Origin of the sequence: Chryseobacterium paridis, from assembly GCF_016595215.1 — a bacterium.
Lineage (GTDB): Bacteria > Bacteroidota > Bacteroidia > Flavobacteriales > Weeksellaceae > Chryseobacterium > Chryseobacterium paridis.
On record NZ_JAENHK010000010.1, the window covers coordinates 858,375 to 871,316 of the forward strand.

Genomic DNA, 12,942 nt, shown 5'->3' on the forward strand with positions numbered 1-12,942 from the left:
GATTTATTGATTATTTGGCATTTTGTTTTGGTTTAAGAACTGTTCAGCATTTTTACGAGCCAGTTGAATTGGCCAATCGTCTTTGAAAATTTTACTGTCTACAGTTGCTGCTTCATACAATAGGTAAATAGTATCAGATACTTCACGGGCTTGCATTACCCCAATATCTATTTTTGTTGTTATCTGGTATAGCAATTCCCTGAATCTTTGTTTATGAGCAACTACCATTTCTGTTATTTGATCGTCCTGGTCTGTAACTTCAGTCAGAATATTGATCAAACGACAGCCGTTAAATTGGTTGATTTTTGCGTACTTTTCTAAAAATGAAAAAATGGCTAGCAGTTTTTCAGCAGGATCAGACCAAAGTTCCAGCTCCTTTTCAAGTCCTTTGAACCATTGATCACTTGATTGCTTCACGTAGGCATGGCCAAGATCTTTTTTTGAGGGAAAATGATTATACAGACTTCCTTTAGCCACATTGGCCTCGTCAATAATCTGATTGATTCCCGTTGTTTGATATCCCTGAAAATAGAAAAGCTTATCAGCTGTTTCCATAATACGATCTTTTGTATTCATATGACAAAAGTAATATTTTATTTCACAAATTAGACATAATTGTCTATTTTTACATATAAAATTATTTTCAGTAAGCTATCAGACATACTACGAATTTGAACAAGCAATCAATTCTAATATAAATGCAAAAACCTGTAAAATCAGAATTACAGGTATATTGAATATTTTTACTGAGGCTTAAAGTATTATTCTAACCCAGCCAAAAATCTTAGAATTGATTTAGCAGTTTCCTCTGGTCGTTCTTCCATTAAAAAATGGCCAGCTCCATCAATTTCTTTCATCTCCAGATTTTTGACATAAGGGGAAAGACTAAGCTTGAGCATTTCGTAGTTGTCACTACCAGTAATACCTATACTAGGGGCATCAATAATTTTCATTGCTTTTATATCCTGAATATCCTGGGTAAATGCCTGATACCATGCATTGGAGGCTCTTATAGAAGCTTTGTCATTATAGGCTTGACTGTAAACCTTTCTGTCAAAATCACTTATTGAAGATTGATCTTTCAAAAGTTGGTCAAAGATCCAATCCTGAATCAGATGAAATCGTCCCTCTACCAGTTTTTCGGGGAGATCTTTAACCTGATTAAATGCAACCCACCATGGATATACCGGAAGTCCTACGGGCAACATTGGAAGTTGATACATATTTTCATCCGGGTGTGGAGTGTCCAACACAATAAGCTTTTCTGTATTCTGAGGAAAATTACCCGCAAAGCTTATTGCAACAGTTGCTCCAATATCATGGCCTCCAATACTCACTTTTTCATATCCAATCTTTTTGATCAAATTCAATATATCATGAGCCATATTTTTCTTTGAATATCCAACATCTGGTTTTCCTGAACTTCCCATTCCTCTGATATCGATAACAATTACATGATGCTTTTCAGCCAGGGCCGGCATTATTTTATGGAAGCTCCACCAGGTTTGTGGCCAGCCAGCGAGTAATACGAGAGGGGAGCCCGTTCCACCTGCTACATAATGTAGTGCAAGGCCCTCCACTTCCTCGATGTGGCTAGTGTATCCTGGAATCAGATTGACAAGTTGGCTATCCTCATATTTTCCTGGATCATTGTCAACGAATATTGAGCTCATATGATTTAAATTTTAGATTAAGACTTATTATATATTGTATACTCTTTCAGCCCAACACTTCCTTTAAAAGAAGACCATGCAAATTTTTTCAAATCATTTCCTGCAATTTCTCCGTTGCGCTGGGCAGCAATGGCGATATCTATAATCCCCCCAAAAAGATTATAAATCCATGGCACCGTAAACTTATGATCAATCATTCTATTTTCCTGAAGATGTTCTACGATTCCAAACCATTTTGCCTTAACATCATCATATAATTCTTTTTCATTATGCACCACTTCTGAATAACCGCTTCGTTCAAATCGTTTTTTCACAAAAGAATATTCATGTCCGATACTGAGCGCAGCGTAGAACATATTTTCCATTTGTACAAGAGGAATGTCGCTGCTCAGATAGGCTGTAATCATTGTAGCATTACATGTTTCCATCATTTTTTGTTTGCAGCATTCAATTAAGGAATTCTTATCCTTAAAATATCTATGGATGGTACGTCGGCTAATTCCTATATGATTAGCAATATCATCAATTGTTGCAGCGTCATTATCATTTAATATATATACTGCTGCATCAATAATTTTACTTTCTGTACTTTTCATGTCGCAAATATATGTAAAATGACTCAACAATGTGACATTTTTATAATTTTAATTCAAGCCTGAAAAATAAATTCGTCTGAAAAATTATTGGACAAAACCTATCACAAATATCATAAAATAAAGCAAATCTAATAAAATGATATCTCCAACAAATAACCATTATATTAATGGAATATTAAATTATATAAATAATTAAATATTTTTTCAAAAAAAAATACAACGTATTGTAATTTTTCCTATCTTAGTGAAGTATTAATCATAAAAAATTATTATCATGAAAAATTTTAAAAAATTAGACAGAGAGCAGTTAAAAACTATTTCAGGAGATGGATTTCTTGATCCAATTTTAGGCCTAGTAGGTGGAGTTCTAGGTGGAGTTGGAACTATCGTTGGTGGTACTATCGGTGCTATTGGCGGTGCTGTAGGTGGAACTGTTGTTCAAGTTGTTAAAAATCTTGAAAACGGACTTTGCCAAGTACAGTGTGGAATCAACAATGTTGTACACATTACTGTAGTTAGCTGTGGAGCTAATACTTGCCACTAATAAAAATTAAAAATTACTACCGCTCTGAAAAGAGCGGTTTTTTTTATGATAATAAGTAATATGTAATACTACAGAATAGAGGCTTACTGGTATAGTACCTTATTCTTACAAACAATACATTAGGCAATGTACAGGCTGTCATAAATAGAGTAGTACACATTCCTTTACCTAAGGGTAAAACTACCTGTTAAGACAACAAAGTATTTATAGTTAGTTATGCCGCTCTTTCCAGAGCGGTTTTTTTTAATATTCTAAAATACATTTGATTCTTTACTTCAGGAACGGATACGTAAAAAACAGAATATGAATTAAGTTCAGAATAAAATGACTCACTATATTCAGTATAATATTTTTTGCCCTATAATAGATCAGTCCATACATCATCCCAGCTATAGCAGCATACAAAACATACCATATTCCACCCTGCCAGTGCAAGGCCCCAAAAGCCAAAGCAGCAATAAAAACAGCAATGATTCCGCTATTTTTTATATTCAGCAAAGATAGGTGCCTTTGAAAAAAACCTCTGAATAAAACTTCTTCCGCCATCACAACGAACAATAAGTTATTTAAAGCCCAAATAAAGAAATAAGAGTGAAACTTAATATCAATTTTGACAAAATTAAACAATAAAGTAAGTCCCATAAGTAAAAGAACAGCTATTATAATAAGATACCAATTCTTCTTCAGAGCAGATTTAAAGTTCATTTCCCACGGCACTACAAACAAGAGCAAAATAAGCCCAGTCAACGTTTTATCTATATTGAAATACATAGTAAAGGGAACTGCATCTTTTGATACCTGTATTTTATCGAAAATTAGTACATTATTAAATCCTGGCAGCAAATGCTGAAAAACAACAATAGAAAATACAAAGATACCCAATGCCATGGCATGATATAAAAACCTGCTGTATTTCTGATTTTTTTCCAACATACTATATCCATAAACCATCGCTACAAAAGCCAGGATAATCAGAAGTCCTACAACCGATATGAGTTGAGTAAAAAGACAAATTATTAAAACTGAAAATAACAGGAGCATTTTGGCAGATTCTTTTCTTTCCATATGAGTACTTTAAATAAAATAGATAAGCAGGTATCTTTTTAAAGGAGTAAAAATACTAATAAAAAAGTCAAAGCTTGCTCCAATACAAGATTTCCATTGAGTAGGAGCGTATTGAATATCTATTTATATTTGTTTGACAAGCATAAACCCATAAAGTGGATATGAAAAAGTATAGTGATGGCAAATAATAGCAAACTAACTGCTTCCTCAACATAATATCATAATCAATATATAAGATATACTCATGGATTCAAATATAAGCATCATCAATAAAGACAAAGGAAAATTACTAGCCGTTGCAGGAGGTAATTACAGAATTATTATTTCTGGAGACCAAACCGATGGAAATTATGCTGTCATAGAAATGGTAGTCCCTCCGGGAGGTGGACCGCCGCCACATTCACATCCAGATATTCAGGAAATGTTTCATGTTCTGGAAGGTGAGGTAGAATTTAAAACTGAAGCAGGCAAACAAATCGTTGGGCAAGATGGTTTTGTTAATATCCCTTTTGGAGGTTCTATACATTCTTTTAAAAATACCTCTGAAAAATATGCACGATTACTTTGTACCGTCATTCCTGCAGGATTAGAAGTTCTATTTGAAGAAGTAGGTACTCCTGCATTACCTGGTCAAATTTTGCCAGTTCCGGAATTCACAGAAGAACGAAAAGAATTCTTACAAAAATTAAATGAAAAACATGGGATTAAAACATTTCCTTCTGATTTTCTTGGATAAAATATTTTTTGAAACCCCTAGAGAATTATCATCGAACTATAAAGAAACTAAAGAATGAAAATCATTTACAAAACTGAAATCATCCCTGAAATAGAAGAAATAATTGATTTATATAATTTTTCCGATTATTTTCCAATTGCTGATAAAAATGATATTGAAAGAATAAAAAAGATGCATCATAATGCCAATATTGTCGTGACGGCCTGGGATAATAATAAATTAGTAGGTTTGGCAAGATCTATTTCAGACTTTTGTTATTGTTGCTACCTTTCTGACCTATGTGTAAGAGACGACTATAAAGGAAATGGCATTGGAAAAGAATTGGTAAACATTACAAAAACAATGGCTGGTGATGAATGCAAATTAATTCTTCAATCTTCACCAAACGCAATTGGCTTTTATTCCACTATTGGAATGGAACAAATAGACTCGGCTTTTATCATAAAGCGAAGTCATTAGTAAGTACAGACTTTCTTCTACATAGGAGAAAATGGTGAATATTTAAAAACAAATATAAAAGGCCTTGAAAGAAATCTCAAGGCCTTTATCATTACAATTGATCAATTCGATTTATTTCACAACAGTAGCTTCAAGCTCTACAGTTAAAGTTGCAAAAAGACCTTTGATTTCAAGTAGAGTGGTGGCCTGTTCAATACCATTTGTTTTAAGAAAAGGCACATACACATCCATACAGGTATTGAAAAAGTCATTGACAGATGTTGTATAAACATTCAATCTAACGATATTTTTAGATTCATATCCTGATTCGGAAATGAGCTTTTCAAGGTTTTTGATCGTCTGAATGAGTTGGCTCCTCATATCTTCACTACTAGGCATTCCGTTTTCATCTATTGCAACTTGCCCTGAACAGTACAAAGTTCCTTTAACATTGGTTACTTCTACTGCCTGCGCAGAATTTGTGTTTTTACCCCATACCCAAGGGTCAAAAGATTGTTTTTCCATTTTGATGATGTATTTAAATATTACAATGCAAAGATGGAAGGCCTTAATGACAGCCCTATGTCAGGGGTCAAAAAAATTATGATTGGTCAAAAAACTCTTGTAATGTAAGCTTATGCGGAGTGAACTTTTCATGCAAAAGGATTAGGTTCTCCATTCTATCTAAACGAAAATACCTAAAATCATTTCGTAATTTACACCATGCAATAAGAAGCCAGTTTTCATGTGTACTCACCAGCGCAAAAGGTTCTATCTCTCGAGTTGACTTTATACCTGACTCATTGATGTAGTCGATTTTCACCACGAAATAGTTCGTTAAAGCATATTGAAGCTCAGAAAGATTATTGCTATTTCTATCTCGATTGCTATTCTGGCTGAAACGTGTCCGGTCAGATAAAAGATTTACTTTTTGTTTATCACTGTATCTCAGGACCGCTTTTATTTTGTCCATTGCTTGTATATAATCTTTGATAAATGAAGAATCTTTATTTTTCAAGACCAACTGCTCTGCTAAAATTAAAGCATTGACTTCCTTTTCCTCAAACATGATTGGTGGGATTCTAAAACCCTCCATTAATGTATATCCTTTTCCTTCTTCTGTCAGAACAGGAACACCTGAATCTTCGAGGGCTCTGATATCTCTATACACTGTACGGATACTCACTGAAAACTTCTCAGAGATCTCTTTTGCGGTCAACAATTTTTTGGTCTGTAATAAGGTCAATATGGCGGTTAATCTTGAAAGCCGTTTCATATCATTTTCTCCCATAGTATTCAAAGCGTATTAAATCCTGTACACAATAATAGTTCTTTTTAGAACAAGAAGAGTAGTGGATTATAATTATTTAATGGCTAGAAAAATGATCTGCAACTTCTTTTCAAAAGAATTTTTCCAAAAGTAAAAAAATACCATTTCATAAGATATTGATAATGCTTTCCAATGTACCTTTGCAGAACTTAATTTTCAATACCAAAATGAAACATTATCTTATTGCATCTCGTCTTATTTTAGCAATTATATTGAGTAGTTCAACACTTATTTTTTCTCAAAAACATGATATGGTGATGGATCATCCCGGAGTTCATGGGATGATTTTATTGGGAAATGAGACCCAATATGCTTCTCATCTTCCGCTTTTTCATACTCCCCATGATTATCAGGTTATTTTAAAAATTAAATTAGATGAGCCTTCTGCGTTAACTTATCAAAAAGATAGAGTAGTACATCCCGAAAATAGCATGTACACGCTGGAACCTGAAAAATTTGTTCTTCCGTCTATCATGAATGATATCACTACATTTAAAGCCAATATTTACAGAGGTCATTTTGAACGTGGTGGGGAATTGATCATAAAAGATGCACAAGTAGAAATAACCAAAGTATTATACTTCCACAAGCTGAACATGGATAAAAGTGAAGGAAATCCGTGTGATTATATTTTATTTGGCGATCAAAAGCAACAATTTTTAGCCCATCAGATTTTAAATCGTCCGGATTTTGATGAACTTTCAAAAATTAATATAAAGAATAAAACCATTGCCACTTCATTGCAGAATGGTGAAATAGCTATCGTTCCAAGTAAAGCTAAAAAAACTGAAATCTTAAGTGAGAAATGCAGTGGACATAAGGACTATAAAAATATTAATTTTAATAATCCTGAAATAATTTATCTGGAATTTGACGAATTAAAATAGAAGCCAAAAGACTTCTTTTAAACATAAAAAAGAGTAGAAATTAATTTCTACTCTTTTTTTTTTTATTTTAATTATGTAATTAATGCTTAACAATAAGATTGACAGATTTCCTTTCAGAATTGACCAAAATTGTTATGACATATACACCATCCGGAAGTTCAGAGACTGAGAATTCTCTTGTATTAATTCCCTTATTCAGTTTTTCGGAGTTGATAATTTTCTTCAATGTTTTACCATTAAAATCCGTTAACAGGATACTCGCTGAAGCATCTTCAAGTAAATTCACTTCTAAAGTGGTTCTGGACGATGCAGGATTGGGGGAAAGTTTCACATCCTTCAATACTGAGATCTGTTTATTTGTTTCTTTACATCCGTCTTCACAGTAAGGTTCTCCAGGCTTTTCTTTTTGGTTAATAGCCACTAAGAAATGACAAACACTTCCATATTGCTTATCCTGCTCATCACTTACATATTGTGAAGCAGCAAAATCATAATCTTCCATTGAACCTATACTGGTTTGTAAAGTGAAGTTAAGTGTCAAAGGAAAATATTCTTCAGGCTTCAATCTGATCTTCTTTAAAATTGCCGTTTGAGGATTGATTACTTTAATTTCATGCGTGTTCTGATTTACAATTTCAATACCCTCTGACTGAAATCCGGATTCTTTCCATCTTTCCCAAATCTGATTGTCCAGGGTAACAAATAAAGTGGCAATAGATTTAAATTGAACATTAGAATCTTTAATAAGCTGCAGGCGTACGTCAAATAGCCTTTCCACGTCTAAATAATTCCCGATAAAAAAGCCCGATCTCTTGGAAAATACACCGCTTAGATTTACAAGTCTTGTATTCCTTGTTACAATATTATTGTTCTTTGTTACATTAGGTTCAATCGGTGCATTAGGACCTGGATTTTCATCGTACATAGGATCATTAGCATAAACAATTCTTCCTAAAAAGCAGATTACATTATCTTGATTAGCACCATAGATAGTTGGATCTACTGGTGACCATTTTGCATCAATAATGTATACCTGTCCTGGGGATAAAGCGGGTATTTTAAACCCTTGTCCGGGAGAATATTGATTAGAAGAATTAAATCCAGTATATGGATCAGTTAGCTCTCCTCCAGCAGAGTAGTAGGGGTATGGACCGAGTGTTCTAACTCCGTTCCATGACTCCGGCCATGATTCTCCTGTAGAACCCATCGTCCAGTACAGTCTTGCAAAACCTGGACTGGAGGTAGTACATCCTATATTACGTACTCTGAATCTCATTACATTTTTCCCCGGGCCGGCATAACCTGGATTTTCATGAGTAATATTAATATTATCATTCGTTACTCTATTCCAGATATCATTACTTTGGTAGATATTGGCCCAGGTATTTGCGGAAGGATTAGGTTCTAAACCAATATCTGCTGCACTGTCAAATGCTGCCAGGTTATTGACTTTTTTAGCCATCTCTACCGCTGCATAAGCATTAACAAGACCATAGCCCATTTGGTTATTCCATGTTCCGTTTGGCTTTCCCGGAGTCGTTGTATAAGAATAAAGATCTGGTCTTATTTTTTGTGCAGTTTTTTCTATAATATCCCTTACTTGCTTTCCTGTTAAGCAAGGATTTACAGATAGAATCAAGGCTGCAACGCCCGCTACGTGAGGGGTAGCCATAGAAGTTCCATCTTTAGTTCCGGTACCATTATTAAGTACTGTTGATAATATTCCGCTTCCTGGAGCTACCACATCGAGTTCATTTCCATAATTAGAGAAACCTGCACGTGTACCAGTGCTTGTTGTCGCACCTACAGCAAGAATATCAGGATTGATTTTCGCAGGATATGCTACTGCTCCATATTCATTTCCAGAAGCAAATACAACAATGGTACCTTTTCCATTTCTTCCATTTTGTATGGCATTAGCTATTGCATCAGTAATTTCATCGAACTGGACACTGGATCCCCAGGAGTTACTAATGATATCAGCTCCGTTTTGCCAGGCCCAGTTAATACCATTGCCTCTTTTCTTTCTGCTGTTAGTAGTAGCTGCCAGAGAATTACTTACAGCCATTAGTTTTGATTTTGGGGCTACCCCAACTACCTGAAGGTTATTATCTTTTACAGCTCCGATAGTTCCTGCACAATGCGTTCCGTGGTCACCAAATATCTGACTCGGACTTGAATTTGATTCTGTATCATAGCTTAAAGGATGTATATTGGCACTTAGGTCACCATGCGTTTTTTCTATTCCTACATCCAGGACTGCTACAGTTACACCATCACCCTGAGAAAGAGTCCAGGCCTGACAAGCATTGATGGCTGGCATACCCCATAAACTTCCAAACATAGGGTCATTGGTACATTGCAAATCATCGGACATAAAATCCGGTTGGCTGGAAGCAAAAGATCCGGTTTCGTAAAGTGAATTGGCAGCCTGTAATGTGTTTACAGGAGTACGTTTTGTAATTTTTAAGGTATACCACAGTGGCATAAATTGATCCTGTTCAATGATATCAATAAAAAGTTCTGCTGCCTTAGATTTCAAAAGGCTGTAGTCCTCCTTAGATTTTAGTTTCACATATAAATAATTGGACAAACCCAGTTTTTGTCCCCGGTCATTGGTGAAATTAGGATTTACTTTAATTATCCTGCTGTTGGAATTTAAGCGATTAATGAATTTAAAATACTCTTCAGCACTAAGATTATTCGAGATTTCAGTAGTAGCATACTTGTAATTCTTATCCGTATAATCTGTAAGAAGTTCAAAGGATTTTAAATTGGCATCTCTAATACTTGAAGGATCAAAATCAGAGTAAGCGTTCAGTGTAATACTTTTTTTATCGAGGTTTATTGGGATCTTCCCATTATAAGAATAGTAAAAAAACTCCTGTGCGTCTACATTCAACAGAGCAAAGAGCAATAGAACGAGGGTAAAAATTTTTAGTTTCATGATGTTTGTTTTTTCGGTTATTGTTTTTTGTAATAAGAGAATAAGCCTCTACTAGGGAGGATAGAGAATTTTTTTATTCATAGTCGGGTGAGTTTTAAGTATCAATGAATGTATCAAAATCCTAAATCCTTCACCTAATGACAATTAATAAGTGTCGCCAGTTAACTAATAAGTGGTGTAAATTATAGGTTAAGTGTTACTATATGATCTATTTTTAGTTCAAAAATTTAAAGTATTATTTTTTAGAATTGACAAATAGTATACAGAAAAGAGTAGTGGTATTCTTTTTTCTTTTAATTCAAATTTTTAGAAGTTCAGTTTATGAATAAAAAAATGAATATTTTTAAATAAATTAGTGCCTTGTACTATCTAAGATTTAATCCTTACAACGCTATGAATCGAAATTCTAAAACCAATACAATTAAGAAAATACTGATTCCTTTAGTTATAATAGGATTGGTATTTTTAGTTTGCTCTCTTTATCAGAAGAAAATACGTTACAATCTGGTAACGATTTCGGAAAATAAGGTCTACAATTCTGGCGTCATCCCGCCTGACAAATTACCTGGTATCCTTAAAAGCCATAATATAAAAACTGTTATTGATTTACGTGACGGCCTAAAAAGAACAGCGCTCAATCCGGAAACAAAAAAACAGGTGAATGAGGAGGAAAATGCAGTAGATAAGCTTTCAGGTGTTCATTATTTCAATCTGCCAACAGATCAGATTCCTCAGGATAGTACAGTGCAAAAGTTTTTAAAAATAATGGATGATCCAAAAAATTATCCTGTTTTAATTCATTGTCATCATGGCGTAGGACGATCACGACTATTTAGTTCATTATATAGAATTGAATATGAGAATTTCACTAACGAAGAAGCCAGAGCCAATGCACGTTTTCTTTGGGAGTTCGGTAGTAATTTTTCAAAAGGTTCTGACAAAGGGATTTATCTTATGAATTATAAAAAAAGGAAATCAGAGGAATAGCAGGGTATATAAAGAAGCCTGTTCAGAAGTTTATAGATCCAATTATATAAATCTTCACACATATACAATTTAACATAATATAAATTATAGGACTTTTTATAACACAACCTTAATAGGGTAAATCCGACCATTTTCCTTATAATATCCTACAACGGATTCTCAGCATTTAAAATCTTGTCCTATGACAAGCTTAGTTTCTAAGAAACCTGCTACCTTTATCCTAACCAAAAAATAAAATATTATGAAACCAAAAATGATTTGGTCAAATCTGGCCGTAGCCAATCTGGAACGCACCCACAAATTTTATACAGACTTAGGATTTAAACCTAATGGTCCACATACCTCTGATCAACTGGTAAGCTTTTTCTTTGGTGACAATGATTTTGTTATTCATTTCTTTCTGAAAAATATTTTGGAATCCAATTTAAAACCTTTAGAATTTTGTGATACTCAAAAAGTACATGAAATTGTTTTTACACTATCCGCAGAAAGCAAAGATCAGGCAGATGACTGGGCTAAAGAAGTTGAAAAAGCTGGTGGTACCATTGTTTCACCACCTCAAAGCTTCGGAGATAATTATTATGGATTTGTTTTTTCCGATCCTGACGGTCATAGCTATAACGTATTCCATATGTAGTATTCCGGGATTTATTCCTTATATTTGTTGTAATACAATTCAATATGAATCATTCAAGCTGTTTGCCTCCTCCAAGATTTTAATATTTCTAAAGTATAACTGAAGTATTTAATGCTAATAAGACTTTATTGGCTGTTTTCTGATGCTTCAGATTCAATTATCTATTAATTAAAAATCTTTGTCTTCACAGACAGGTAAATTGTCTCATGAAAAAATCATATGTATTATTACATCTGGCCGTTATATTGGCTGGATTTACAGGAATATTCGGAAAACTTATCTCCCTAAATGAAGGTCTTCTGGTCTGGTACAGGCTTCTGTTCTCTACGGTCATTTTATTCCTGATCCTGAAATCGCTGAGAATCCGTTATACGATTTCAACCCGGGAAAAAATCCATATAGCCAAAGTTGGATTGCTGATTACTTTGCACTGGCTGTTTTTTTATGCAAGTATCAAATATGCCAATATCTCTATAGGTGTTGTGTGTTATTGCCTGACCAGTTTCTTTACGGCAGTATTCAAACCAGTCATCGATAAAGAACGGTTTAAAATTTCAGAACTCTTGCTGAGTTTGCTTACAGTTCTGGGAATAAGCCTTATCTTTCATTTTGATACATCTTATCAATTAGGAATTAGCTTGGGTGTTATTTCATCAGCTATTGGCGCTTTGTATACTATCTTCAACAAACGCCTGGTTCATCGGTATGACACTAAAGTCATTAATTATTACCAGATGCTCAGTGGTACTGTCTGTCTGGGTGCTATCCTACCGGTTTACCTATGTTTTTTCCCAGTAGAAAGCATTATTCCCGGGATGAAAGATATTGGTTACCTGATTGTTCTGTCTCTTTTTTGTACGGTTGGTCTCTATGTTATTTTCGCTGAAGTTTTAAAAAGGATCCCGGCATTTACAGTTAATTTAACATTCAATCTGGAGCCTGTATATGCAATCATTATGGCCTTTTTGTTCTTTAATGAAAGTAAACAGGTTAACATTGCCTTTTATATAGGACTCTTATTGATCATTACTTCAGTTATTTTACAAACACTGATATCCATTAGGAAAAAGTAATAAACACAACCCTCTTGTTACACTTGGCA

Annotated in this window: 14 protein-coding genes; 7 read left to right on the top strand and 7 right to left on the bottom strand. The window is 34.1% G+C overall.

Annotation, left to right across the window (positions count from 1 at the left end; all coding sequences use genetic code 11):
* Positions 1–3 precede the first annotated feature (3 nt).
* The 3 genes from JHL15_RS13325 to JHL15_RS13335 form a co-directional block, all read right to left on the bottom strand.
* Entirely contained in the window at positions 4–576 is a 573-nt protein-coding gene (locus JHL15_RS13325; RefSeq protein WP_200246455.1) for a TetR/AcrR family transcriptional regulator, read from the bottom strand.
* 185 nt (positions 577–761) lie between these two features.
* Positions 762–1,673, bottom strand: a complete 912-nt coding sequence (locus tag JHL15_RS13330; RefSeq protein WP_200246457.1) for an alpha/beta fold hydrolase — start codon at positions 1,671–1,673, stop codon at positions 762–764.
* Positions 1,674–1,690: 17 nt separating this feature from the next.
* Entirely contained in the window at positions 1,691–2,269 is a 579-nt protein-coding gene (locus JHL15_RS13335; RefSeq protein WP_200246458.1) for a TetR/AcrR family transcriptional regulator, read from the bottom strand.
* Positions 2,270–2,543: 274 nt separating this feature from the next.
* On the opposite strand from JHL15_RS13335, the gene JHL15_RS13340 reads away from it, so the two are divergent.
* The gene (locus JHL15_RS13340; RefSeq protein ID WP_200246460.1) at positions 2,544–2,813 is read left to right on the top strand and encodes a bacteriocin-like protein; all 270 of its coding nucleotides are present in this window, start codon (positions 2,544–2,546) and stop codon (positions 2,811–2,813) included.
* Between the two features lie 270 nt (positions 2,814–3,083).
* Here the strand turns inward: JHL15_RS13340 and JHL15_RS13345 are convergent, their stop codons facing one another.
* Positions 3,084–3,878, bottom strand: a complete 795-nt coding sequence (locus JHL15_RS13345; RefSeq protein WP_200246462.1) for a CPBP family intramembrane glutamic endopeptidase — start codon at positions 3,876–3,878, stop codon at positions 3,084–3,086.
* Between the two features lie 244 nt (positions 3,879–4,122).
* Here JHL15_RS13345 and JHL15_RS13350 point away from each other — a divergent pair, with 244 nt between their 5' ends.
* Together JHL15_RS13350 and JHL15_RS13355 are read left to right on the top strand one after the other, a co-directional pair.
* Positions 4,123–4,614: a cupin domain-containing protein gene (locus JHL15_RS13350; protein ID WP_200246464.1), complete on the top strand. Its 492-nt coding sequence runs from the start codon at positions 4,123–4,125 to the stop codon at positions 4,612–4,614.
* 54 nt (positions 4,615–4,668) lie between these two features.
* Positions 4,669–5,073 carry a GNAT family N-acetyltransferase gene (locus JHL15_RS13355; RefSeq protein ID WP_200246466.1) on the top strand — a complete coding sequence of 135 codons (405 nt, stop codon included), beginning with the start codon at positions 4,669–4,671 and terminating at the stop codon, positions 5,071–5,073.
* A 111-nt stretch (positions 5,074–5,184) separates the two neighbouring features.
* Here JHL15_RS13355 and JHL15_RS13360 read toward each other — a convergent pair whose 3' ends face one another.
* Positions 5,185–5,577, bottom strand: coding sequence for a RidA family protein (locus JHL15_RS13360; RefSeq protein WP_200246467.1), 393 nt, complete (start codon positions 5,575–5,577; stop codon positions 5,185–5,187).
* Between the two features lie 76 nt (positions 5,578–5,653).
* On the bottom strand, positions 5,654–6,328 hold the full coding sequence (locus JHL15_RS13365; protein WP_234047772.1) for a helix-turn-helix transcriptional regulator: 675 nt from the start codon (positions 6,326–6,328) through the stop codon (positions 5,654–5,656).
* 221 nt (positions 6,329–6,549) lie between these two features.
* Here JHL15_RS13365 and JHL15_RS13370 point away from each other — a divergent pair, with 221 nt between their 5' ends.
* Positions 6,550–7,269, top strand: a complete 720-nt coding sequence (locus tag JHL15_RS13370) for a hypothetical protein (protein WP_200246470.1) — start codon at positions 6,550–6,552, stop codon at positions 7,267–7,269.
* A 79-nt stretch (positions 7,270–7,348) separates the two neighbouring features.
* Here the strand turns inward: JHL15_RS13370 and JHL15_RS21350 are convergent, their stop codons facing one another.
* Positions 7,349–10,216 (bottom strand): S8 family serine peptidase, encoded by a 2,868-nt coding sequence (locus JHL15_RS21350; protein WP_200246471.1) that lies wholly within the window; start codon positions 10,214–10,216, stop codon positions 7,349–7,351.
* A gap of 393 nt (positions 10,217–10,609) precedes the next feature.
* Between JHL15_RS21350 and JHL15_RS13380 the strand changes: the two genes are divergently transcribed.
* The 3 genes from JHL15_RS13380 (at position 10,610) to JHL15_RS13390 (ending at position 12,913) form a co-directional block, all read left to right on the top strand.
* Positions 10,610–11,203, top strand: a complete 594-nt coding sequence (locus JHL15_RS13380) for a dual specificity protein phosphatase family protein (RefSeq protein WP_200246473.1) — start codon at positions 10,610–10,612, stop codon at positions 11,201–11,203.
* A gap of 241 nt (positions 11,204–11,444) precedes the next feature.
* Positions 11,445–11,840, top strand: coding sequence for a VOC family protein (locus tag JHL15_RS13385; RefSeq protein WP_200246475.1), 396 nt, complete (start codon positions 11,445–11,447; stop codon positions 11,838–11,840).
* A gap of 206 nt (positions 11,841–12,046) precedes the next feature.
* Positions 12,047–12,913 (top strand): DMT family transporter, encoded by an 867-nt coding sequence (locus JHL15_RS13390; RefSeq protein ID WP_200246477.1) that lies wholly within the window; start codon positions 12,047–12,049, stop codon positions 12,911–12,913.
* Positions 12,914–12,942: the final 29 nt, after the last annotated feature.